At 60.0% G+C, this 22,347-nt stretch carries 17 protein-coding genes and 1 pseudogene; 8 read left to right on the forward strand and 10 right to left on the reverse strand.

The genetic code is table 11. The annotated features are described in order from the left end of the window. Positions 1-13 precede the first annotated feature (13 nt). On the reverse strand, positions 14-1,177 hold the full coding sequence (locus R1T44_RS07955; RefSeq protein WP_225347850.1) for an oxidoreductase: 1,164 nt from the start codon (positions 1,175-1,177) through the stop codon (positions 14-16). A 399-nt stretch (positions 1,178-1,576) separates the two neighbouring features. Then, a complete protein-coding gene (locus R1T44_RS07960) occupies positions 1,577-2,050 on the reverse strand; it encodes a hypothetical protein (RefSeq protein ID WP_225347851.1) in 474 nt (157 codons plus the stop codon). A gap of 421 nt (positions 2,051-2,471) precedes the next feature. On the opposite strand from R1T44_RS07960, the gene R1T44_RS07965 reads away from it, so the two are divergent. Then, positions 2,472-2,903 carry an OsmC family protein gene (locus R1T44_RS07965; RefSeq protein WP_043335071.1) on the forward strand — a complete coding sequence of 144 codons (432 nt, stop codon included), beginning with the start codon at positions 2,472-2,474 and terminating at the stop codon, positions 2,901-2,903. 125 nt (positions 2,904-3,028) lie between these two features. Here R1T44_RS07965 and R1T44_RS07970 read toward each other — a convergent pair whose 3' ends face one another. Genes R1T44_RS07970 through R1T44_RS07980 form a run of 3 tightly spaced genes read right to left on the reverse strand, consistent with a single transcriptional unit; the run spans position 3,029 to position 5,485 of the window. Further along, on the reverse strand, positions 3,029-4,093 hold the full coding sequence (locus tag R1T44_RS07970) for a YihY/virulence factor BrkB family protein (protein WP_317292834.1): 1,065 nt from the start codon (positions 4,091-4,093) through the stop codon (positions 3,029-3,031). A 46-nt stretch (positions 4,094-4,139) separates the two neighbouring features. After that, on the reverse strand, positions 4,140-5,090 hold the full coding sequence (rarD, locus tag R1T44_RS07975) for an EamA family transporter RarD (protein ID WP_225347853.1): 951 nt from the start codon (positions 5,088-5,090) through the stop codon (positions 4,140-4,142). Next, the gene (locus tag R1T44_RS07980) at positions 5,087-5,485 is read right to left on the reverse strand and encodes a DUF1904 family protein (protein WP_317292835.1); all 399 of its coding nucleotides are present in this window, start codon (positions 5,483-5,485) and stop codon (positions 5,087-5,089) included. Before R1T44_RS07980 ends, rarD begins: the two co-directional genes overlap by 4 nt. Positions 5,486-5,815: 330 nt before the next feature. On the opposite strand from R1T44_RS07980, the gene R1T44_RS07985 reads away from it, so the two are divergent. From R1T44_RS07985 to R1T44_RS08010, 6 genes are all read left to right on the forward strand, one after another. Next, positions 5,816-6,730: a nitrilase family protein gene (locus tag R1T44_RS07985; RefSeq protein WP_225347855.1), complete on the forward strand. Its 915-nt coding sequence runs from the start codon at positions 5,816-5,818 to the stop codon at positions 6,728-6,730. Continuing rightward, positions 6,730-7,431: a pseudouridine synthase gene (locus tag R1T44_RS07990; protein ID WP_054555772.1), complete on the forward strand. Its 702-nt coding sequence runs from the start codon at positions 6,730-6,732 to the stop codon at positions 7,429-7,431. The genes R1T44_RS07985 and R1T44_RS07990 overlap by 1 nt, the downstream gene beginning before the upstream one ends. 292 nt (positions 7,432-7,723) lie before the next feature. Continuing rightward, the gene (locus R1T44_RS07995; RefSeq protein ID WP_225347856.1) at positions 7,724-8,731 is read left to right on the forward strand and encodes an ABC transporter substrate-binding protein; all 1,008 of its coding nucleotides are present in this window, start codon (positions 7,724-7,726) and stop codon (positions 8,729-8,731) included. Between the two features lie 313 nt (positions 8,732-9,044). After that, positions 9,045-10,367: a dicarboxylate/amino acid:cation symporter gene (locus R1T44_RS08000; protein WP_225347857.1), complete on the forward strand. Its 1,323-nt coding sequence runs from the start codon at positions 9,045-9,047 to the stop codon at positions 10,365-10,367. Between the two features lie 91 nt (positions 10,368-10,458). Next, positions 10,459-11,946 (forward strand): cysteate racemase, encoded by a 1,488-nt coding sequence (cuyB, locus tag R1T44_RS08005; protein WP_317292836.1) that lies wholly within the window; start codon positions 10,459-10,461, stop codon positions 11,944-11,946. Between the two features lie 138 nt (positions 11,947-12,084). Further along, positions 12,085-12,999: a LysR substrate-binding domain-containing protein gene (locus R1T44_RS08010; RefSeq protein ID WP_317292931.1), complete on the forward strand. Its 915-nt coding sequence runs from the start codon at positions 12,085-12,087 to the stop codon at positions 12,997-12,999. Between the two features lie 257 nt (positions 13,000-13,256). Here the strand turns inward: R1T44_RS08010 and R1T44_RS08015 are convergent, their stop codons facing one another. Next, positions 13,257-13,610: a hypothetical protein gene (locus R1T44_RS08015; protein ID WP_043335079.1), complete on the reverse strand. Its 354-nt coding sequence runs from the start codon at positions 13,608-13,610 to the stop codon at positions 13,257-13,259. 659 nt (positions 13,611-14,269) lie between these two features. Between R1T44_RS08015 and R1T44_RS08020 the strand changes: the two genes are divergently transcribed. Beyond that, complete coding sequence (locus R1T44_RS08020) at positions 14,270-15,388, forward strand: ISAs1 family transposase (protein WP_317292837.1); 1,119 nt, start codon at positions 14,270-14,272, stop codon at positions 15,386-15,388. Between the two features lie 612 nt (positions 15,389-16,000). On the opposite strand, the pseudogene R1T44_RS08025 reads toward R1T44_RS08020, so the two are convergent. The 4 genes and pseudogenes from R1T44_RS08025 to R1T44_RS08040 form a co-directional block, all read right to left on the reverse strand. Further along, positions 16,001-16,747, reverse strand: a pseudogene (locus R1T44_RS08025) (DDE-type integrase/transposase/recombinase); the annotation flags it as partial. Between the two features lie 1,290 nt (positions 16,748-18,037). Next, positions 18,038-19,084, reverse strand: a complete 1,047-nt coding sequence (locus R1T44_RS08030) for an Abi family protein (protein ID WP_317292838.1) — start codon at positions 19,082-19,084, stop codon at positions 18,038-18,040. 1 nt (position 19,085) lies between these two features. Further along, positions 19,086-20,825 carry a restriction endonuclease subunit S gene (locus R1T44_RS08035; protein ID WP_317292839.1) on the reverse strand — a complete coding sequence of 580 codons (1,740 nt, stop codon included), beginning with the start codon at positions 20,823-20,825 and terminating at the stop codon, positions 19,086-19,088. Further along, positions 20,822-22,327 carry a type I restriction-modification system subunit M gene (locus R1T44_RS08040; protein ID WP_317292840.1) on the reverse strand — a complete coding sequence of 502 codons (1,506 nt, stop codon included), beginning with the start codon at positions 22,325-22,327 and terminating at the stop codon, positions 20,822-20,824. Before R1T44_RS08040 ends, R1T44_RS08035 begins: the two co-directional genes overlap by 4 nt. Between the last annotated feature and the right edge of the window lie 20 nt (positions 22,328-22,347).

Consider the following 22,347-nt stretch of genomic DNA (forward strand, 5'->3'; position numbering starts at 1 on the left):
CTGTCAGCCGCTATCAGCAGCGACCCTCGCAGTTGGCAGGCTTGTCATTGGCGATGCGCCAGTCCTCCTCGTTGGCCAGCGTGGCCAGCGGCGACAGCATCGAGAAGTCGAACTCGGTGAGGCAGGTGCCGCGTTGTACGCGCTTGGGCCAGTCATGATTGGCCAGCGCCGAGCGACCGATGGCGACCAGGTCCGCGTGCTGCAGGGCGGCCTGCGCCTTCGCGACGCTGGCGACATTGCCATTGGTGATCAGACTCACCTCGGCGGCCTTCTCGCTGCGCACCTGTGCCGCCAGTGCGGTCAGGCTGAGGCTGCGCTCGCGCTCGTCGTCTGCCTCGGGGAAGGCGGGGGCATCGACATCACTGCCGGTCAGGTGCAGGAAATCCAGCCCGGCCTCCATCAGCTTGGCGAAGCGCTCGCGGGCCTTGTCAGGACCGCCCTGCCAGGTGAGCTCCGGCTCGGTCACGGTGCCCTGGGACAGGCGCATGCCGATGGCGAAGTCGGCGCCGACTGCCTCACGCACGCTGCGGATGACCGCCAGCGGGAAGGCCAGACGCGCGATGGCGTCGCCGCCCCAGGCATCGTCACGCTGATTGAAGCGCTCACTGATGAACTGGTGGATCAGGTAGCCGTTGGCACCATGCAGCTCGATACCATCGAAGCCGGCTTCCTTGGCGCGACGGGCGCTGGTGGCAAAGCCGGCGATCGCATCATGGATCTCCGCTTCGCTGATCTCGCGGGCCAGCGGGAAGGGGCCGGAGCCACCGTAGAAGCTGAGCATCTCGCCACTGGCGCGGCTCTCGGAGGGGGCGACGACCTCATCCTTGAAGCGGTTGTGCTGGGTCTGGGCGCCGGCATGCATCAGCTGGGCGATGATACGCCCACCTTGTTGATGCACGGCGTCGACCACCGGACGCCAGCTGTCCAGCTGTGCCTGGTTGGCCAGCCCCGGCTGGTTGGCGTAGCCCTGGCTGAAGGCTTCATCGGTGTAGATGCCTTCGGTGATCAGCAGCGAGAAGTTGCCCCGCGCGAAATCGCGATAGTAATCGACCATGTCGAAGTGCACCTGGCCGTCATCCTGCGCGCTGGTACGTGTCATCGGGGCGAGCACCAGGCGATTGCTGAGCTCAAGCCCGGCGAAGGCATGGGGGGTGAACAGTGCGGTGGTGTCTGTCATCTAGTACGTCTCCCGCGGAAAGCATTCCGCTGTCGTATCCGGTCGTAGGCCCTGAGCGTCTGCGTGCACAAAGAGGTGAAGATCGACGCAGTGCGGTGGCCTGAATGAATGATCGACGGATCATCTGCATGCCCTATATCGTGCCTGCCGCACCTGGGTGTCACAAGCCGGAACGCTGGAAGGAGAGTGTTGTCGTTTTGACAACCTGTGCATGTAATTGCCTGAATTTGCGAGATTTTTTCTCAAATAATTCAGGGTTGCTGCATGAAGTGGCAACGCAGTGCTGCTTTCCATGCACATAAGCATATGCGCGCAACGACGCAGGCCCCGCAACCGTGGGTTGCGGGGCCTGCGTCGTCAGCGCCAATCGTGCCTATGGCGAGTGCTCCGTGCTGGCGATCACTTGCCGTCGCACTGGGCATTCTGCTTGCTGCTGCCTGAGGGCGGGCAGCCGAACCAGTTCTCGGTCGGCTTGGCCTGGCCAGTGTTGGCGTGTCGGCCGCCCTGGCTACCGACCTCGCCGCCATCGAGGCTTTTCTGTACCTGGCGCGTGGCGTTGTCCTTGTCTTGCTGACTCGCTTCGGGCTGTTCGTTCTGTTGATAGTGCGCGCCGTTGTCAGCTGCGCCGTCTGCGGTGCGCTTGGAGTGGCTGGGCGTTGGTTGGCCCTGCGAGGAATGCTGGGAAGAGGCCGCGCCGCTGGTCCCTGTCTCGGTGTTCATCTCGTCGAAGGCCTGGGCCGGGGAGAGGCCCAGCAGGCCCAGCATCACTGCGGCGGCGCCAATGCCACGGCGCAGGCGGGTGCTCGCGGCAGGGCGCAGGCGATGGAGAGAGGCGTTGTCGTCAGTGATGTCTGTCGAGGTCTTGTAGAACATGATGAGGGGACTCCTTGCGGGTCTGGCTGCCGGTGTCGGCAGCCGCGCGGGTGAGGGATTCACCGGCGACGTATGAGGTGTCGGCGAATGCTGCGCCAGCTTGCGAGCGCACGATGCCAGACATGAGAGGGTGACGTGAGTGACTGCAACTCGGCGTTGCGCGCCAGTTAATCGATAGAACAGTTATCGGGGCACACAGCGGGAATTCAACTCTTGTTCAATAATTGGCCGTGGCGACGGGCGCACTCGCCGGGGTGGGTGGCGTGTCTTGCTCACGCAATTGATAGGCAGCCGACACACGATCGATCAGACACTTGTGATGGCAAAAGGGCAGACGCCCCTTGAAGTCGCGACGCGCCATGACAATGTGAGAGGGACAGGGCAACGGCCCTGAGTGTTCACCCAGGTCAAGGAGACAGGCATGACGATCAAGAAAACCGGTTCCGCGCATTGGGAAGGTAGCGTCAAGCAGGGTAAAGGCACTGTCAGCAGTGAAAGTGGGGCGCTCAAGGATCAGCCTTACGGCTTCAATACGCGCTTTGAAGATGGCGCCGGCACCAATCCTGAAGAGCTGATCGGGGCGGCTCACGCCAGCTGCTTCTCGATGGCACTCTCGATGATGCTGGGCGAGGCGGGTCATGAGCCCAAGGCCATCGATACCACCGCCACCGTCCATCTGGACAAGGACGACAGCGGCTTCAGCGTGACCAAGGTCGCTCTGGTGACCAAGGCCGATGTGCCGGGCATCAGCGAGGCAGACTTCCAGTCCACCGCCGAGAAGGCCAAGGGCGGCTGCCCGATCTCCAAGCTGTTCACCGCCGAGATCTCGCTGGAAGCCTCGCTGGTCAACTGAGGCGTCGACCACGACAGAAACGACTCGCGTGACCTCAAGTTTCATCTCTGCGATGCGAGCATGAAAAAACCGCCCTTCGGGGCGGTTTTTTTCGTTGTGTGCGGTGAGCTTTCCGAGGGCGTGTACTAGCGCTTGTCTGAGCCGCTTTCTGAATCGCTCTCTGAACCGCTTTCTGAACCGCTTTCTGAACCTCTGTCTGGGCTCATTGCCAACTCCTCCTCCTCGCTGACCTCGCCGGCGTGCTGCATGGCATTGCGGCGGGATTGCAGGCGCGTCAGTGGCTTGCGATCCGGCGTGCGGTACCAGCGAATGTTCTCGCGTGAGCACTGCTCCAATTCGGCGATCACCTGGGCGCCGAGCAGCAGGATCACGGCGCCAATCTCCAGCCCCAGCAGCAGCACGATCAGCGTCGCCAGCGAGCCGTAGACGGCACCGACGAAGGACAGGTGGGTGAAGTACCAGCTCAAGGCGAGACGCGTCAGCTCCCACAGGGTGGCCGCGACCAGGCCACCGACCAGCGCGCGGCGGGTCGAGACGCGGGTCTGGGGCAGTATCTTGTAGATGGCGCTGAACAGCCCGAACATGCCGACGATGCTGATCAGATAGATCACCTCGCTGCCGGCATCGCCCAGGGTCAGCTCGATGCCGGTCAGCAGTGTCAGGGCGTCATTCATCGCCGAGGCCAGCGCCACCAGCAGGGTCAGCGCCAGCAGGCCCGCGCCCAGCACCATCACGAAGGCGTAGGGCAGCAGGGCGGAAATCCAGGCGCTGCGCTTACGAATCACCGGATGCTGATGGAAGATCAGCGCGATGGCGTCTTCCAGCATGCGAAAGGCCAGTCCGGCGAAGAACAGCAAGCCGCCCATGCCGATCCAGCTGATCACCTCGCGATTGGCCAGCAGCTTGCGCACCGCGTCCAGCAGGATATCTTCCTGGCCCGGCCCCAGATGCTGGACCTGAATGGCGATGATGCTCATCAGGCGCGTTTCATCCACCAGGTGCGTCAGCAGCACGCAGAGCAAGGCGAACAGCGGCACGCTGGACAGCAGGATGTTGTAGCCGACGCCACCGGCCAGCAGCACGCCACGGTTGGCGATGAACTGCCCGATGACGCGCAGGGCGAAGGCCAGCAGGCGCGGCAGAAAGCGCAACAGGCGGCTGCTCACGGAGTCTGCAGCAGGGTCTGGCATGGCTGGGCATCCTCGCTTTGGTTCGTTAAGTCAGTTCTGGGTGATGTCAGCCGCGCTGCCGGGCGCGATGCTGGAAGAACGTCGAGGCGGTATAGAGCGCCAGACCGGTCCAGATCAGCACGAAGGTGATCAGCATCGTCGGATGCAGGGTTTCCTTGAAGATCAGCAGCGCGATCAGAAACTGCATGGTCGGGTTGATGTACATCAGGAAGCCGACCGTGGCGAGACGCAGGCGGCGCGCCGCACCGGCAAAGGCGAGCAGCGGCAGCGCGGTGAGCACGCCGCTGGACATCATCAGCACGCTGGCGGGAAGCCCTAGCGGGCCGACATCGCTGGCCGTGAAGTGCGATTCGCCGGAGAACCACTGACCGCCGATCAGCAGCAGCGCGAGTGGCGCGAGCATCATCGTCTCGACCAGCAGGCCCGACAGGCCATCCAGTGCGATGCGCTTTCTGAGCAGTCCGTAGGTGCCGAAGGTGACGGCCAGCGAGAGCGTGATCCACGGCAGTTTCGTCAGCCCGATCAGCTGCAGGCTCAGGCCGAGAACGGCCAGCCCCAGCGCGAACAGCTGCACGCGCGTCAGGCGCTCCTTCAGGAACAGCATGCCGAGCCCGACATTGACCAGCGGCGTCATGAAGTAACCGAGACTCGCCTGCAGTACCTCATGCACCTCCACCGCGTGGATGTAGATGCCCCAGTTGAGCGCGATCAGGATCGAGCAGGCCAGCACCGGCACAAGCTTGCGGGGTTCGGCGAAGGCGGCGCGCACCGGCGACCAGCGCCGGATGACGCTGATCAGCAGCACCATGAACACGCAGCTCCACAGGATGCGGTGCAGCAGCACTTCCCAGGCGGGAATGCCCTCGAACAGCGCGAAGTAGAGCGGAAAACAGCCCCACATCACATAGGCGCCCAGCCCGAAGCCGACACCCTTGGCGCTCTCGCGGCGCGCCTGCGCCAGACTCTCGGCGCAGGGGCTTGCCTGCTCCCGCCTCATTCGGAGTCGCTCGAACCATCCTGCGCCAGCGGTTTACCTGCGATGTAGTAGCCAGAAGGTTCAAGGGCGATGAAGAAGCTTTCGGCCTCCGGATAGCCGGCCTCGTTCATGGCCTGCGCGATGGATTGGGCGCACAGATCACGCACCTTCTGGCCTCGTTCGAACCACAGCACCTCGACGAAGGGGAAGGCATCGACGAGCTGACCATCGAACACATACTGGGTGGTGATGCATTCCAGCGTGAATTCGTCGCGCGTGGTGGCGGTCGCTTCGCTCAGCTGATCGATCAGTGCGCGCGAGACAGGGGCAAGACGGGCAGGCGTGACACCGTGCAGTGCGCGCGAGACAGGGGCAAGACGGGCAGGCGTGACACCGTGGAAGCGAAGCTGAGGCATGAAGCTCTCCTGTGAGTCGGGATAGGGAGGGGGCGAGCAAGCTCGCGGTGAACTGACGTCGCCGCAACCTGGCGTGGCGACTTTGCGTTCATCGCCAATATATCACTGGCTTCTGATGCTCACACCCGCCGCCAGGGTTTCGTGCGCACGCTGAGCGGTGCGGCGATGACAGATCATGCTTTGCCTCTCACATCTGATCGCCACAGACGGTAGAATGAGCGCTTTCAAGGCGTGGCACGACCAGCGGCAGGGTGGGCAAGGCTTACGCCGCCGCGAAACCGCCAGTCGCCACTCAAGCGTCCATTCAGTCAGCAGGGAGGCACGACGACCATGACGACACAGCCACAGGCGACTTCCTCGCAAGCGAATGCTGGCGATGCCTCGCGAGGGGCGATACTGCGTGTCAGCCTGGTGCAGGCGGACCTGCGCTGGGAAGACCCGGCGGAGAACTGCCGCCTGCTCGGCGAGCAGCTGGATGCCGCTGGCCTGGTCATGGGCGCCGATGGCCGCAATGCCGAAACGGACCTGATCGTGCTGCCCGAGATGTTCGCTACCGGCTTCACCATGAATTCGCGTGAGATGGCGCAGCCGATGGAGTCCAGCGAGAGCGTCGACTGGCTCAAGGCGCAGGCCATCTCCCGTGGTTGCGTGATGACCGGCAGCATCGCGGTGCTGGATGACGGCGAGTGTTACAACCGCATGCTGTGGGCCACGCCCGACGGCGAGGTGACGCACTACGACAAGCGCCATCTGTTCCGCATGGCCGGTGAGCATGAGCGTTATGGCATGGGCTATGAGCGGGTGCTGGTCGAGCTCAACGGCTTTCGGATTCAACTCTCGGTCTGCTATGACCTGCGCTTCCCGACCTGGCTGCGTCAGCGTCCCGTCATCGGTGGCGTGAGTGCTGCCGAGACCGCCGCCGACAGCGCCTTTGAATATGACCTGCTGCTGTGCGTGGCCAACTGGCCGGGCGTACGGCGTCATCCGTGGCGTACGCTGCTGCAGGCGCGCGCCATCGAGAATCTGGCCTATGTGGTGGGCGTCAACCGTGTGGGTGACGACGCCAACGGGCTGCACTATACCGGCGACTCCATGGTCTGCGACTTCAAGGGCGAGCCCATCCTCGACCCTGCGCCAGACCAGCCCTTCATCGAGACCGTGACGCTTGAACGCGGCGCGCTCGACGAGTTTCGAACCAAGTTTCCGGCGTGGATGGACGCCGATCATTTCACTCTGGAGGCCTGATGCGCCTGGACAAATTCCTTACCGAAACCACGGATCTCAGCCGTAGCGATGCCAAGAAGGTCGTGCACCGCGGCGATGTCACCGTGGATGGTGAGGTAGTCAAGAACACCGCGAGCGCCGTCAAGGATGGCATGCGCGTCGAATGGAATGGCGAGCACCTGGAGCTGATGGGGCTGCGCTATCTGATGCTGTACAAGCCGGCCAATGTGGAATGCACCAGCAAGCCGGGCCTCTATGAGCGCGCGCATGACCTGATCGATCTGCCCAATGTCGAGCGCCTGAGCATCGTCGGGCGTCTCGATGTCGACACCACCGGTCTGGTGCTGATGACAGACGACGGCCAGTGGAACCACCGTGTCACCTCGCCCAAGAAGGCTTGTGCCAAGCGCTATCGCGTCACTCTGGCGCGTCCGCTGGAAGGCGATGAGCTGGCGCGCGCCGTGGAGGACTTCGATCACGGCCTGATGCTGGATGGCGAAGAGAAGCCGACGCGTCCGGCGCGTCTCGAGATGGAAACCGCCACCGTGGGCCTGCTGTGGATCACCGAAGGCCGTTACCACCAGGTGAAGCGCATGTTCGCTGCCATCGGCAATCACGTCGAAGCCCTGCATCGCGAAGCCATCGGGGCTGTCGAGCTGGACCCGGAGCTGGAGCCGGGCGAATGTCGCTTCCTGCGTCCGGAAGAGATCGCCAGCTTCTGATCATTCGCTTCTGGTCGCTAGCTTCTGATTCATCGACGCATGCGTCATGAAAAGCCCCCGTCATTTTCACGAATGGCGGGGGCTTTTTCATGCGCGTCGTTGGCCGCCGAGCCTTGTATCGATCCAACGATCGCGCTTAAGGTAGGCAATTGTCTGCTCGTATTGTGAATTATTTACTGGAAGTGGGTTTTGCAGAAGTGGTATTTATGCAGAGGCTGTCTTCAATCAAACGCTTGTTTCCAGTATTTTCATGACAATGGCGTATTCATAACAACAACGAGGAAAATCCACTATGTCGTCCCCCTTCTTCAAGTCGTCTCCCTTCACCAGGTCCCACCTGCTGAAACCTCTGCCACTGCGCATGGCGCTGGCGGGCAGTGGCCTGTTGCTGGCAACCCTGTCAGCGCCGGCGTCTGCCGCGGAAGATGCCAGTGTCGTGTTCGCGGCGCCGCCATGGCCGGGCGTGACCATGAAGACCGAGATCGCCTCCGAAGTCTTCGAGGCACTGGGTTACTCCCCCACCACCCGCCAGCTGGGCGCGCAGATCACTTACGAAGGCATCTCGCTCGGGGAAGTCGATGTCTACCTGGCCGCCTGGTTGCCGGGGCAGAGCACCATGTACAAGGCGGCTATGGCAAAGGATGCCATGGTCGACTTCGGCAACAATGTGGATGGCGCACGTGCCAATTTCGCCGTGCCACGTTACGTGGCCGAAGCCGGTGTCACCTCACTGCATGACGTCGACAAGCCGGAATTTGCCGACAAGTTCGAAAAGACCATCTATTCCATCGAGATCGGCTCGGGCTCCAGTGAAATCGCCAACCGTGCCGTCGATGAGGATATCTATGGCCTCGGCGATTGGGACCTCAAGGAGTCTTCCACTGCCGGCATGCTTGGTACAGTCGCCAATGCCATCAAGCGTGATGAGTGGGTCATGTTCGTCGGCTGGACTCCGCACTGGATGGGCGTCGAATACGACATGGTCTTCCTCGATGACCCGGAAGACCTCTGGGGCCCGGGTGGTGGTGCCAGTGATGTGAAGACCTTGGCCAACAAGGCGTGGTCGGAAGCACATCCCAATGCATCCATCTTCCTGGACCAGATCTCCTTCACCTCCGAGGAGCAGAGTGAACTCATCTATGGCTATGGCAAGGAAGAGCGCCCGCAGGAAGAGGTGGCGGGAACCTGGATGAAGGCCAACCCGGCCAAGGTCAAGGCCTGGCTGGAAGGCGTGACCACCCGTGATGGCGAGCCTGCATGGCCGGCCGTCAAGGAGGCTCTCGGCCTGCCGGAGGCATGATCGACAGCTTGAAAAGGTGCCGCTGATCTTTGTGTATGCAACACCTTGAATATAGTGCCAAGAACACGAAGCCCGCTCATTGAGCGGGCTTCGTGTTCTACAGCAGCGAACGTGTCAAAAGCGTGCGCAGCGTCTGGACAGGAAATGGCCTCTGGCGTGCCGCGCAGCAGGGGGTGTACTCGTCGTCATGCAAATCTTGCATGGAAAATCCAAATAAAGAATTGGTCGCGGGATAGGGGCCTGTATCACCATCAGTCTGCACTCTGCGCTGCTTCCACGCGCAGCCAACAATAATGACAAGAAGGAAACACTCATGGCTGATTCAGGTTCTTCCTCCGCCCCGATACCTCGCTCTCCCGGGCCCATTGCGCGCTTTCTGTCTCCCTGGACACGTCTGGCGCTGTGGAAGCAGATCTTCATCGCGCTGGTTCTGGGTCTGGGGCTGGGCATCGTGCTCAACCAGACCGGGCGCGCCGATATCGCCGCCGATATCAAACCGCTGGGCGACCTGTTCATCCGCGGCATCAAGATGCTGATCGTGCCGCTGGTCTTCATCTCACTGGTCACTGGCGTGGCCTCGCTCAACAACCTCTCCAAGATCGGCCGCTTGAGCGTCAAGACGCTGGTGCTCTATCTGGGCATGACGGCGGTCGCCATCACCATCGGCCTGGGGCTGGCCACCGTCTTCCAGCCGGGCGTCGGGATCGACCTGGGCAGCGCGGCCAATGTCGAGGTGCGTGAAGCGCCGACCGCCGTCGATACGCTGCTCGGGCTGGTACCGACCAATGCCGTCGAGGCCTTCGCCGAAGGCAATGTGCTGCAGATCATCGTCTTCGCGATCCTGTTTGGCCTCTCCATCACGCTGGTGGGGGAGAAAGCTCGTCCGGTGCGCGTGTTCTTCGAGTCCGCGGCGGAAATCATCTATCGCATGACCAGCATCATCATCGCCTTCACGCCCTACGGTGTCTTCGCCCTGATGACCTGGGTGGCCGGCACCTATGGCCTGGCAATGCTCGCGCCGCTGGCCAAGGTGATCGGCATCGTCTATCTCGGTTGCTTCGTGCATGCCGTCGTGGTCTATGGCGGCATGCTGCGCTTTCTGGCGCGCTTGAACCCGCTGCGCTATTTCCAGGGCAGTGTCGAGCCGATCATGCTCGCCTTCACCAGCACCTCCAGTTCCGGCACCTTGCCGGTGACCATGATGGCCGCCGAGCAGAATCTGGGCGTCAAGCGGGGTGTCTCGAGCTTCGTGCTGCCGCTGGGTGCGACCATCAACATGGATGGCACTGCGCTGTATCAAGGCGTCTGCGCGCTGTTCATCGCCCAGGCCTATGGCGTTGATCTGGGCATGACCGAATACGTCACCATCATCATGACCGCGACGCTGGGCTCCATCGGCACCGCCGGTGTGCCGGGTGCCGGCTTGATCATGCTCTCGCTGGTGCTGACCTCCGTCGGCCTGCCGCTGGAAGGCGTTGCCATCATCGCGGGTATCGATCGTGTGCTCGACATGGCGCGTACCGGCCTGAACGTGGCGGGTGACTGCGCCGTCAGCTGCCTGGTCGCCAAGAGCGAAGGCGAGCTGGACGAGGAAGTCTTCAATACGCCCCACGTCATGCGCTCAGAGCTCAGTTGAGCGCTCTTGTCTGAACACCCACCGCGTCATCATCATCGGCTTGTCGGCATCCGCGTGATAAGCGTGTCAAAGACATCAGGAGAACATCGTCATGGAACGCCCCAACGCACCTTCACATAAAGCCAGCCCCTCTGTCGTTCGCTACGGCGTCGTGGGTGGCCTGGGGGCGATCGGCAGCGCGGATGTCCTGCTCAAGACGGTGCGCGCGGCGCAGTACTGCAAGCCGCCGGGCGGGGTGGATATCGCCTTCGAGCAACGCCACTTCGATGATGGGCCGGGAATCGCCGCGGAGGCCTACGACCCGCTGCGGCGCAAGTTCTACGTCTACAACGTGCTCAAGGACATGCAGGGCAAGGTCGAGAACGCGATGGTGCCATGCTTTCTCTCCCATACCTTTCTGGCCGAGATCACCCCGGAAATCAGCTTCAACGTCGTCGATATCTTCGATGCGCTGCTGGCGCGAATTCGCCGCGACTATCCCGAGGTGCGCAAGATCGGCGTGCTGACCTCAAGCTATGTGCGCGCCTCCGGCATCTTCGAGCAACGCTTCGGTGAGCCGGAGGCCACGCAAGACGGCGGCCTCGAGGTCATCTACCCCGATGCCACGCTGCAGCGTGATGCCCTGATGCAGGCCATCTATGGGCCGAGCGGCATCAAGAGCGGCCATCATGGTGGCGAGTGTCTGCAACTGTTGCTCGAGGCCTGTGATGACCTGGTCAGTCAGGGTGCGGAGATCATCGTGCCGGGCCTGAGCGAGATTCCGGTGCTGATGGAATCGCTGCAGCCGCTGGTACCGGTGCCCTTGCTCGACTCCAACCTCATCTACGCCGAATACGCCCTGGGCGTGGACCGCGAGCGCGAGAATCGCAACTTCAAGCTTGGCGTGCTCGGTGGGGTAGGGCCGGCGGCCACGGTGGACTTCATGCGCAAGGTGGTCAGTCTGACGCGTGCCGAGCGCGATCAGGACCACCTCAAGATGGTGGTGGAGCAAAATCCGCAGATTCCCGATCGCACCGCCAATCTGATCGGCAAGGGCGAAGATCCGAGCATTCCGATGCTCGCCACCTGTCAGCGGCTGGAGGCCGATGGCGCCAATGCCATCGCGATTCCCTGCAATACCGCGCATGCCTTCGTGGCGCGTATCCAGCCCTATATCGGCATCCCGATCATCAACATGCTGACGGCGGTGGTTGACCATATCGCGGCGATGCAGACGCCGGTGGCGCGGGTCGGGTTGCTCGCGACCAGCGGCACCGTGACCAGTCGTGTCTACCACGACATCATCGAGGCCTCGGGGCGTGAAACGCTGGTGCCCGATGCGCGCTGTCAGACCCGGGTGATGGAGGCGATCTACGGGCATCACGGCGTGAAGGCGGGGCATACGACAGGGGAGTGCAGCGAGCATCTGCAGGCTGCCATTTCCCACCTGCTGGCACGGGGCGCAGAAGTGATCATCCTGGGCTGTACCGAGCTTCCGTTGATCGAGCTCGATGCGGCACTACGTGAGCGGGTAGCGCTGCTCGATCCCGCGGAAATACTCGCGCAGCGCTGTGTGGCACTGGCGCAAGCCGAGGCCTGATCAGCGCTGTATGCATCCGATCAGCCAGTGAAGGGAGCTTGAAGAAAAGACACGCAGTGACGCGATATACTGCGTTCACGCAGGCCCGCTGTGTGCCTTTGCCTCATTCATGCCTCTCTTCAGGTGCTCGCCGTGGAAATGAACTGGCTGGAAGACTTCCTCACCCTGGCGGTGACGCGTAACTTCTCGCGCGCCGCCACCCTGCGCAACGTGACGCAACCGGCCTTCAGCCGTCGTATTCGCAATCTGGAATACTGGGTCGGCGCCACCCTGATCGACCGCAGCCTGTTCCCCGTCGGCCTGACCCCTGCGGGCGAATCCTTCCAGCGCACCGCCCAGGATGCGCTTTCGGTATTGCGCGTCGGCCGCGATGAGGCGCTCGGCTTCGTGCCCAAGATAGAAGAAGTCGTCTCGATTTCCGCCTCGCACACGCTGGCGGTCAGCTTCTTCGTCGACTGGCATGAACAGCTGCAAAGCCGACTGGGCAACTTGAAGGCACGTATCGTGCCCGACCACGTTGCCGGCTGTGTCGATGCCCTGATCAGCGGCAACTGTGATCTGATGCTGGCCTACAACAGCCCGCTACTCCCGACGCTCACCGACATCGTGCGCTACCCCTCCATCGTGCTCGGCTCCGAGCGACTGGTGCCCGTCAGTGCCGTCGATGACACAGGCCAGGCGTTTTACTCCCTCGACAGCGACACGCCGCAACCCTATCTCTGCTACTCCAGTGACAGCTATCTCGGCCGACTGACCGCACTGATCATCGGTCGCCAGAACCTCGCCGCGCGACTCAACTTCCGCTACGAATGCTCGATGTCTGACGTGCTCAAGCGTGGCGCTCTCGCCGGTAGCGGCATCGCCTGGGTGCCGGAACGCGCCGTGCGCGACGAGCTGGCCGCCGGGCGCCTCGTCATCATCAGCGATGATAGCCACACTGCACCGCTTGACATCTGCCTCTTCCGCCACGCCGAGCACGACCAACGCGTGGCCGAACGCATCTGGCAAGCCTGCCTGACCGCCGAAGACGAAACCCTCGAGCCAGGCCAATAGTCCGCTCGCGGCGTGCCAAGGCAGGGATAGGGAAAGAAAGGGCCCGGAGAAGAAAGAGTCCAGACAGGGCACGCAATGGAAAGAGCACGCAAAGCAAAGAGCAGGGCAATGACCTGACATCATCGCCAGAGCACAACGCAAGACGGGAGCCACCAGGGCTCCCGTCTTGCGTTGTGGCATCTGAGCGCATCCGACCATATCTGAGCGCATCTCAGCTCACAGCTTATTGGCCGCAGCTGCAAGTCATGCAACGCCTCTCACGACAGTCGACGCGAGTTGGCCGTCGTACGCTTGTGCAACGGCTTGATGAAGAGGGTGCCCGTCGTCCACCACGGCGCCACCTTGCCGCCCGTCATCGCATTCATCCACGCCTTCTGCATCACGAACCACATCTCCCAGCTGGCCGCGATCTTCTCCGACACCATCTTCTGGTTCTCGGTGATCATCTTCGGGTCCAGCGGCGACTGGGTTCCCCACAACTGAGTGCGCGACATGATGGTCGACATGGCCGTCGACCACATCTCTACCGACGTCGTGCCCAGTTTCCAGACATCGAACATTGCAGCCGGCGTCGTCGGGACCAACTCTGACCAGGCAGGTTGTTTAGCCATTGTGCTCTCCAAGTAAGGAACCTGGGTACATTGATACGCCTGTTTTTGTTGCAGTGCAATATGAGTTTTGGCTGTGAGATGAGATAGGGCGATTCGGAGCCTCCCTTATCACCACTTTCTATATAAATCAGTGAGTTATCGATGGGTGATGGCTTGAGAAGCCGGAATTTTCCGTGTCTGGGCGGAAATTTCCCGTGAGAGCGAGGAAAGTGGATTTTTAAGGGTTGTAAGTCATGGCTTACACGCCTGTTAACTCTAAGGACAGAATTGCGACAGAGATTCATTCGCTTGTAAGTCAGCGATGGTCTAAGTGGCGGAAATTTCCGGTGTTGAGTTGGACGCGCTAGAGGTGAGGGCGAGGCGAAACGCGCTGGATATCGAGCTTGGCGTCTCATTAATGCGACGCAGGGTGTCGCACTCAATTAACGATTCCTTCTCGCGCTTGCCTCGACTCGGCTATTATTAGATTTCTTGGAATTTCCTATATTTAAATATGCATCTCTCGCCAAGGCAGGACGCCATGGTGGAAGACCATGAGACGGAGCTCGCCCCAGAGGTCAGGGAAAATGCATGAAAAACCGCTCTACGACGGGCCTCGTAGCGCTTTACCAAAAGGACCTCATGTGGTCATTTAGCAGCTTTCGCTCATGGATGATCCGATGCTGACACCGTCTCTTATGCACCATTTATCGATTGTTTCCGACTTCCGCCAGGCGTGGAAAGTGCAGCATCAGCTGTCGGATATCTTGTTTCTGATCGTCTGTGCGGTGATCTGTGGTGCAGAAGGTTGGGATGAAATCGAAGATTTTGGCCACGCGAAGTTGGACTTTCTTCGCCAGTACGGCGATTTTAAGGCTGGCGTGCCGAGCCACGATACCTTGGCCAGGGTGATGGCCCTGGTGAATGCCGAGCAGCTGCAAACTGCATTCGCTGAGTGGATGAAAAGTTGCCATGACGTGACTGAGGGCGCAGTGGTAGCCATTGATGGCAAGACATTGCGTGGCTCGTATTGCCATGGCAAGAACAAGGGTGCGATCCACATGGTCAGTGCCTTCAGCGCGGCTAATGGTGTCGTGCTAGGGCAGGTGAAGACGGCGCAGAAGTCGAATGAGATTACGGCGATTCCCGAGCTGCTAAAGCTACTCAATCTGCAAGGCTGCTTGGTGACAATTGATGCCATGGGCTGCCAGAAAAAGATCGCCACTCAGGTCCTGCAGAAGGGTGCCGATTACCTGCTATCGGTAAAGGGGAATCAGCCAGCTTTGGCTGCCGCCTTCGAGACGGCATTCCCAATAACCAAGGTGGCGAGCTTTTCGGGAGACTCGTATATCACGGATGAAAAGAACCGCGGCCGGCAAGAGACGCGCTATCACATTGTGAGTGAGATTACTGAAGAGTTTCAAGAGCTTAGCTACGAATGGCCGGGCTTGAAAGCGGTAGGGGTAGTGATGAGTTTTCGCCAAGAGGGCGATGAGGCTCCTGAAGAGCCGATGATCCGCTACTACATTAGTTCAGCCGAGTTGACCGCCAAGAAGCTCGCCGAAGCAGCTCGGCAGCACTGGCATATTGAGGCCAAGCTCCACTGGTCTTTGGATGTGGCGCTTCGTGAAGATGCCTGCAAAATCCACCGCGGACAGGCGGCGGAAAACCTCGCTAGGGTCCGGCATATTGCGCTGAATTACCTGAAAGGAGAGAAATCTTTCAAAGGCGGAATTCGGCGGAAACAGAAGAAAGCGGCACTGGTTGAGACATATCTTGCTGACATTCTCGCGGTCTGAAAGCTTTCATGCGTTTTCCCTGCCCCAGAGGTAAGCGCCGTGCGGTAGCCGTGCTAAAAGTAGAAGGTTAGTTGATCTTGGGACTCATAATCCCTTGGTCGCTGGTTCGAGTCCAGCTGGGCCCACCAATGAAATCAGCGTCTTACGAATTTTACCTGGTGAGTCCCATAGTCCAAGGGTACAGTTTCGGTACAGTGCCGATCCTTCAGCAGCCCCCTGGAGACTTTCATGGCCACCATCGTCAAGACCCCTGCCGGTAGCTGGAAAGCCGTCATCCGCAAGACCGGCTGGCCCACCACCGCTAAGACCTTCCGCACCAAACGAGACGCCCAGGACTGGGCACGCCGCACCGAAGACGAAATGGTGCGTGGCGTCTATATCCAGCGCAGCGCTTCGGAGCGCATGACGCTCGAAGCCGCCCTCAAGCGCTACCTGGCCGACGTCACCCCCACCAAGAAGCCAAGCACCCAAAAGAGCGAGCGCCACAAGGCCAGCACGCTGATCGAGCACCTGGGCAAGTATTCCCTCGCGGCCCTGACGCCGGAGCTGATCGCCAACTTCCGTGACACCCGCCTGAACAGCATTGGCCATCGTGGCCAGCCTATCAGCGCCAATACCGTGCGCCTGGAGCTCGCCTTGCTCGGCCATCTCTACACCGTATTCCTGGTCGAAAAGATGATTTCCACTGGGCTTACGTTCGCCACCCACGGTGAAGCGATCGGTAAAGGATTTACCATTGTCCGTGAGCACGATTCGAATCGTGAAGGGAGCCTCCTCTTCCACACGCTTCATGAACGCCTGGGCGTCCTTTGCAGATTGACTTGATCTGACCTCCAGATACACCCACCGAGTGGCACGATCAATCGCGACGTAGAGATAACGCTTCTGATCTTCGTCAGGCATTTGGGGCAGGTGCTTGATATCAATGTGCACATACCCGGGCTCATAATCCTTGAAAGGCCGATGCTTGGGCTTCTCGTCCTCCTTCGCATCTTGACGCGCCAGCTTGGCGAGAGTCGGTACATCACGTCGTTTGAGCATGCGCTGAAGTGCGGAACGCGACAGATTGGGGTTCAGGAATTCCCGAGCAACGACAAGTAGATCATCGAGCCCCAGGCAAAGCAGTTCACGTGCGGCGATGACGATCTCTTCCTGTTCTGAGGTCAGAGTCGCGAGTAGGTTATGACGTGTGTGGGAACGATCCAGGACATCATCACGATAGCGCCAGCGCTGTATAGTTGAGACGCTGACCCCGAACTGACGAGCGAGATCTTTATTGGTCATGCTGGAGGGAGCTGCTTGGATGTCGGCACGGATTTTCGGTGTCGTCGTCGCTTGCTTATGCAGCCTGATGTCCATGAAGCTTTTCTGAATCAATTGCTTGATGAGCTCACGAGAGGCTAACAAAAGATAGCTTCGTTGTGAAATCCGATCATCCGGCACCCTACACCATTTCGGTGCCGTGGGTTTGCAGACCGTATTTTGGTTGCCGAACAGGCCGACCTCGCTGAATGCCTGCGATGCAGGAAATGAGGCGATCCAGCGGACCGGCACCAGATACTCCGCTGCTTCCTCGTCGTCGTCATCGGTCGCCCGGTGGATCTGCGGGTACTCGGTGGCTGTTGTGAGATCCTGAAGCCGCTGACTTCCCTGCTCGGTCTGCACCATGAACTGGTCGCCTCGGCAACGCTCCCCGATCACCTCGGCCACGCCTACATAACCGGTTTTCGGGATGTTGACCCAGACCCGGTCTCCTTCCGAAAGCATGGCAAGGGTCTTGGAGTACCAGGCCGCGCCACCACCGGCGATGAAGCCATGGCGACGTGCTAGTTCCCAGGGGCGGTTATCGCTGAAGGAGGCGTAGAACTCGCCGTTCCAGGGTTCCTTGCGCGTGCGAGCCGCCGGCTGGGTGGGTTCGTCTGGGTCGATCATCCAGGCGCGGCTCAGGTAATGATTGCCCTGGTCCTCGAAGGCGGCGAAGAACATGGCGTTGATCGAGAGCTGGGCATGCTCGTTGAGGTAGCTGATGATCCGCTCGCTGCTGGCGTCGAGCTGGGTGGCGACGACCACCAGCTGGTGATTCTCATTGAGGGTGACACTGTCCAGCGTGATGCCGAACTTGGCCTCGAAGGCGTTCTCAAGAGACGCATGAGGTCGCTGATAGCGTTCGGCGAAGGCCTTATAGATCTCGATCAGCTGGTAGTCGGCCAGGGTGACGATCCAGGAGGCATAGTCGATGGCCTGAGCCACCACGTCGCGGGGCGTCTTGTCGCGCTTGAGCTCGATGACGATAACTGTGCCGTTGGCGCCGATGGCCAGCAGGTCGATCAGCTTGTCGAAACCGGTGCGTACCTGCCGGCCGATCAGCAGCCAGTCCTGATTGAGGATCGAGACATCCTGCATGATCTGATCTTCCAGCTGACCCTCGTTGGCGAGCCCCATGGGCCACAGCTTCTGCGGCAGCTCACCCGTAGTACCAGCCAGCTTCCAGATTCCTTGTTCGATGGACATACTGACCCTTTTATTCTATTCAGCTATATAAAACCCTTTGCACCCCACGAGAGTGGTCTTTATAGTGTCTGTCAACACGGCCCCGATCAGTGAATCCGCTTTGCGGTGAAGCTGCTGAGGGGTTTTTTAATGCTCGCTTTAAGGCCGTACAGGCCACTCCCAGTGTTCCCAGCCTTCGATGACCCCCATGCCGTGCAGGTCTACTCCTACGTGAGAGAGATCGGGGAATGCGTGCAGGAGAGATTTGAGGCGTTCCCACCAGCTGGAACTCGGGTTGATCGTTGTCAGCAGATGCTTCATCACGCACAGCAGCACAAAGACACGTGCCAGTTGATGCTCATGCCCTTTTTGCCAGGCGGTCTCGAAATGCGGCACGTCGCCCGTGGTGGGCTTGGCCGGCTGATCCACCATGTTGCGGTTCCATAGGCGACTATGATGGGCGCAGACATTGCGTAGATAGTTGAGGCTGCGCAGCCAGGAGGCGAGCACTCGGCCGTCTCGGACGCCATAGCGGGCGGCGATCTGATCCTGGTCATCCTGACGCATCCCGTCGTAGAGCGTGGAAAGCGTGCCGAAGTCCCACACCTCGCAGGCGATCCAGATTGGCAGCGGCAGCCCGTACTTCTCCTTGTTATGGCGAATGAACTCCTCCTTGGAGCGATTGATCATCACCGCCTGCTTCTGCAGCCACGCCTGATGGTCGGTAATGCCGGTCTTCTGGTTGATTTCCTGCGCGAAGGCTTCGAAGAGATGGCCAGGGTCGAGGTAGGCAAAGGCGCCGTGCTCACCGACGGTGTGGGAGATATCGACCCGGAAGGCCACTTCGATGCGTTCCAGGGCGTCCATCACCAGCAACCGCAGCTGCTTGTCGAAGACATACAGGGCGACGGCATCCCGGAAGGTAGCGCCCGGCTTGAACTCATCCAGCGCGATGCGCTCGACGCGGCCATCCTTGGCTTTCCGCCCTTTTCGTCGGCGGGGCCAGGCGCAGCAGGCTTCACTCCGCTGGCGAAAGGGAAACCAGTAACCACTCAGCCGGTAATATCCGATGCGCTGTAGATAGTCGAGGGCCTTATCGTCGTCGGTAATGGAAAGTCCTCGCGCTCGGAGGGTTTCCAACTGATCGCGATAGCTGAGCCACGGCTTGTCATAGCCCCCATGCTGAAATTTCGGTGCTGGTGCCATATCAGGATACCGCCTGTTCCACTACCGTCTCGGCGAGCTGGGACCGGGTCTTGCCGGACTCGCTCAGGCGCGTTTTTAGCTGGTCGCAGAGGGCCATTAGCTCACTGACCTTTTCGGCGATGCGGTGCTGTTCATTGATAGGTGGAAGAGGGATAAAAATCTCTTCCCACTTGGAACGGTTTATTATAGGTGTCGCTGACCCGGTAGATTTTTCCAAGATAAGTTCGCGGACAAAGTCTGTGGAAAGCGTTGAGAGAAGATAGTCAGGATGGACTAATATTGGCCGAACCTTATTGATTTGTTGGTTGAACCCACAGCGCTTGTGAATCTTGGCGCATTTTCCTATAGATCCACCAATACAAACAACGACTATATCATTGGGGAGAGCTTCTTCTGACTCCAAAAGACCATTTTCTGAAAGAAACTTGTCAGGTTGGTTGATATGACCTGATGTGGTTATTTGTCCGGGCCCGATAAATGGTATTTCTCCATCAAAAAAAAGCCTTTCCTTGGTGCTGGGTGTTTTCCCAGTTGAAGTAATGCCTGTAGAGGCAATGCTTGCCCACTCCCAACCATCTGGCAGGGGGAATTTCTTGTCTTGATCTTCCGGGAAGGGAAGCTTTTTGGACTTCTTAATCTTCCCGTCCTTGACCAACTGTGCCTTCTCCTCGGCGATCCTTTCGAGCAACGCACTGACAGGATCATCATTGGGATCCTGCTCCACCAATCGCCCCATCACCGCCAATTGGAGGATGGTCTTCTTGAGCTTGTCGATGCTGGCTTCGGTGGTGAAGAGCGTATCGAAATGCTCGGCCACGCGGCCCCAGTTCTCGGCTAACTCGGCGGGATCCGTGGAGCGGGTGAGGGCATCGAGCAGGGTATCGATCAGCACCTTATGGGCTTCCAGCTGGTCGCCAACCTGCTGTTCCAACCGATCGCAGAGGGCCATTAGCTCGTCGACTTTTTCGACGATGCGGTGCTGTTCTTGCAAAGGTGGAACTGGAAGAGCGCCCGAAAAGAACTGCTTGTCATTAATGGCTGGATAGGCAATGCCTGTCTGAACAGACTCCACGTAGCGAACAAATACTGGGCTTCTAAGGTAGTGCAATAGATATTTTGCAGGGATACCACTTAACGGGCTCACTATAGCGAAAGCTGTGCTAGCAATGGGCTCGGGTTCAATCTTTTTATCAATGACCGCTATGTTTTTAAGATAGGGTCGAACAGTTGAGTAAACAACGGTGTTTTGCCTAACTTTCTTTCTGGCCCGTGAAGGTGCATTACTTGGACTGACAGCTTCAGGCTGATCTATTATCCCCTTGATGTTGTCAATCGATGATACGTCAATATAGCTAAATACCCGATCTGGTTCCTTTTGTCCCCAGTCATGACCGACCGCTTCTATTTGAGTCCATTCCCAACGTTCTGGCAGCGAAAATGGCTTGTTAGCATCGGTTAGTGGAGGCAGCTTTCTCGGCTTCTTGATCTTCCCATCCTTGACCAGCCGGGCTTTCTCCTCGGCGACACGTTCCAGCAGTACGCTGGCAGGTTCATCGCTCGGGTCCTGCTCCACCAGTTTGCCGCGCACGGCGAGCTCGAGGATCAGCTCGCGCAGCTTCTTGATACCGGTAAGCTCGATTTTCCCGTTCTTACCCGATGCATTCCGCCCTGAGCCGTTCTTGTGCGTCACGGCGCTGGTCCATAGGTCGAGATGGTCGGTGATCAGCTTCTGAACGCTCATGCCGGCTCCTCCGCTTGCTGCGGTGTGGTCTGGTCTTGCGGCTCATGGCTGAGCGCATCGCCGAGCACGGTCTTCAGCTGATCGCGCAGCTCCTGGATCTCGGCCTGCTGGCGAGCGTATTGTGCGAGCAGCTCGTCGGGGGCGTGGCTGACCTGCTCTTCCTGCCAGGGATTCTTGATGTCCAGGTTGTAGTTACGCGCCTTGATCTCCTCGATGCCGATCTTCCAGGCCTGCTCGGTTTCCTGGCGGCTGGCGAAGCCATCGGCCTCGTCGCCCCACCAGTCGATCTCGGTGGCGAACTCCTCGACCCGCATGGGCTTGGTCTTGCTGTAGTTCTTGTAGCCCTCGGGGTAGGGGTGCTCGTAGTACCACACCTGTTCGGTCGGCTGGCCCTTGGTGAAGAACAGCAGGTTGGTCTTGATGCCGGTGTAGGGGTTGAACACGCCGTTGGGCAGGCGAACGATGGTGTGCAGGTTGCACTCACTGAGCAGTTTTTCCTTGAGGCGCGTCTTCATGCCCTCGCCGAACAGGAAACCGTCCGGCAGCACCACGGCGGCGCGGCCATCCTGCTTCAGCAGGCGAATAAACAGTGCCATGAACAGGTCGGCGGTCTCACGGGTGCGGAATTCCGCCGGGAAGTTGTTCTCGATGCCGTCTTCCTCGGTGCCGCCGAACGGCGGGTTGGCGACGATCACATCGACCCGCTCCTTCGGGCCCCAGTCCCGGTAGGGACGGTTCAGGGTGTTGTCGTGACGAATCTGGCTGGGGACCTCGATGCCGTGCAGGATCATGTTGGTGGTGGCCAGCAGGTGTGGCAGCGGTTTCTTCTCCCAGCCATGGATGCTGTATTGCAGCGCCTGCTCGTCGGCGGGGGTCTGCACATAGTGCTTGCGCTTGTGCTCGATGGCGCAGGTGAGGAAGCCGCCGGTGCCGCAGGCCGGGTCCATCACGCTCTCGGCAAGCTTGGGATCGACGCGGTTGACCATGAACTCGGTCACGGCGCGGGGCGTATAGAACTCACCGGCATTACCGGCGCTTTGCAGGTCCTTGAGGATCTGCTCGTACATGTCGCCGAAGGTGTGACGCTGCTGAGAGGCGTTGAAGTCGATGCCTTCCTGAATGCGGTTGATCACCTGGCGCAGCAGATGGCCGGACTTCATGTAGTTGTAGGCATCCTCGAACACGCTGCGGATGACGGCGGCGCGGGCGTCGCCGCCGGCATCCAGCTGTTGCAGCCCGGGAAAGAGGGTATTGTCGATGAAGCTCTTCAGGCCCTCGCCAGTCAGCCCCTCCGGGTCGGCGGCCCAGCTGCTCCAGCGCAATTGCTCGGGGATGGGGCTGACGTAGTCGTCGTAGTCCAGCTCCCATTCCTGTTCGCGGTCATCGTAGATCTTCAGAAACAGCATCCAGACTAACTGGCCGATACGCTGGGCGTCGCCGTCGACGCCGACGTCCTTGCGCATGATGTCCTGGATGCTCTTGATGGTGGTGCTGATGCTCATGGGAATCTCGTCTCGATAAC

Origin of the sequence: Cobetia amphilecti (genome assembly GCF_032923285.1) — a bacterium.
Lineage (GTDB): Bacteria > Pseudomonadota > Gammaproteobacteria > Pseudomonadales > Halomonadaceae > Cobetia > Cobetia amphilecti.

Bases quoted from the DNA above. Each gene is read 5' to 3' on its own strand.
- R1T44_RS07955 (WP_225347850.1), bottom strand. From the start codon at position 1,177: ATGACAGACACCACCGCACTGTTCACCCCCCATGCCTTCGCCGGGCTT.
- R1T44_RS07960 (WP_225347851.1), bottom strand. From the start codon at position 2,050: ATGTTCTACAAGACCTCGACAGACATCACTGACGACAACGCCTCTCTC.
- R1T44_RS07965 (WP_043335071.1), top strand. From the start codon at position 2,472: ATGACGATCAAGAAAACCGGTTCCGCGCATTGGGAAGGTAGCGTCAAG.
- R1T44_RS07970 (WP_317292834.1), bottom strand. From the start codon at position 4,093: ATGCCAGACCCTGCTGCAGACTCCGTGAGCAGCCGCCTGTTGCGCTTT.
- rarD (WP_225347853.1), bottom strand. From the start codon at position 5,090: ATGAGGCGGGAGCAGGCAAGCCCCTGCGCCGAGAGTCTGGCGCAGGCG.
- R1T44_RS07980 (WP_317292835.1), bottom strand. From the start codon at position 5,485: ATGCCTCAGCTTCGCTTCCACGGTGTCACGCCTGCCCGTCTTGCCCCT.
- R1T44_RS07985 (WP_225347855.1), top strand. From the start codon at position 5,816: ATGACGACACAGCCACAGGCGACTTCCTCGCAAGCGAATGCTGGCGAT.
- R1T44_RS07990 (WP_054555772.1), top strand. From the start codon at position 6,730: ATGCGCCTGGACAAATTCCTTACCGAAACCACGGATCTCAGCCGTAGC.
- R1T44_RS07995 (WP_225347856.1), top strand. From the start codon at position 7,724: ATGTCGTCCCCCTTCTTCAAGTCGTCTCCCTTCACCAGGTCCCACCTG.
- R1T44_RS08000 (WP_225347857.1), top strand. From the start codon at position 9,045: ATGGCTGATTCAGGTTCTTCCTCCGCCCCGATACCTCGCTCTCCCGGG.
- cuyB (WP_317292836.1), top strand. From the start codon at position 10,459: ATGGAACGCCCCAACGCACCTTCACATAAAGCCAGCCCCTCTGTCGTT.
- R1T44_RS08010 (WP_317292931.1), top strand. From the start codon at position 12,085: ATGAACTGGCTGGAAGACTTCCTCACCCTGGCGGTGACGCGTAACTTC.
- R1T44_RS08015 (WP_043335079.1), bottom strand. From the start codon at position 13,610: ATGGCTAAACAACCTGCCTGGTCAGAGTTGGTCCCGACGACGCCGGCT.
- R1T44_RS08020 (WP_317292837.1), top strand. From the start codon at position 14,270: ATGCTGACACCGTCTCTTATGCACCATTTATCGATTGTTTCCGACTTC.
- R1T44_RS08030 (WP_317292838.1), bottom strand. From the start codon at position 19,084: ATGGCACCAGCACCGAAATTTCAGCATGGGGGCTATGACAAGCCGTGG.
- R1T44_RS08035 (WP_317292839.1), bottom strand. From the start codon at position 20,825: ATGAGCGTTCAGAAGCTGATCACCGACCATCTCGACCTATGGACCAGC.
- R1T44_RS08040 (WP_317292840.1), bottom strand. From the start codon at position 22,327: ATGAGCATCAGCACCACCATCAAGAGCATCCAGGACATCATGCGCAAG.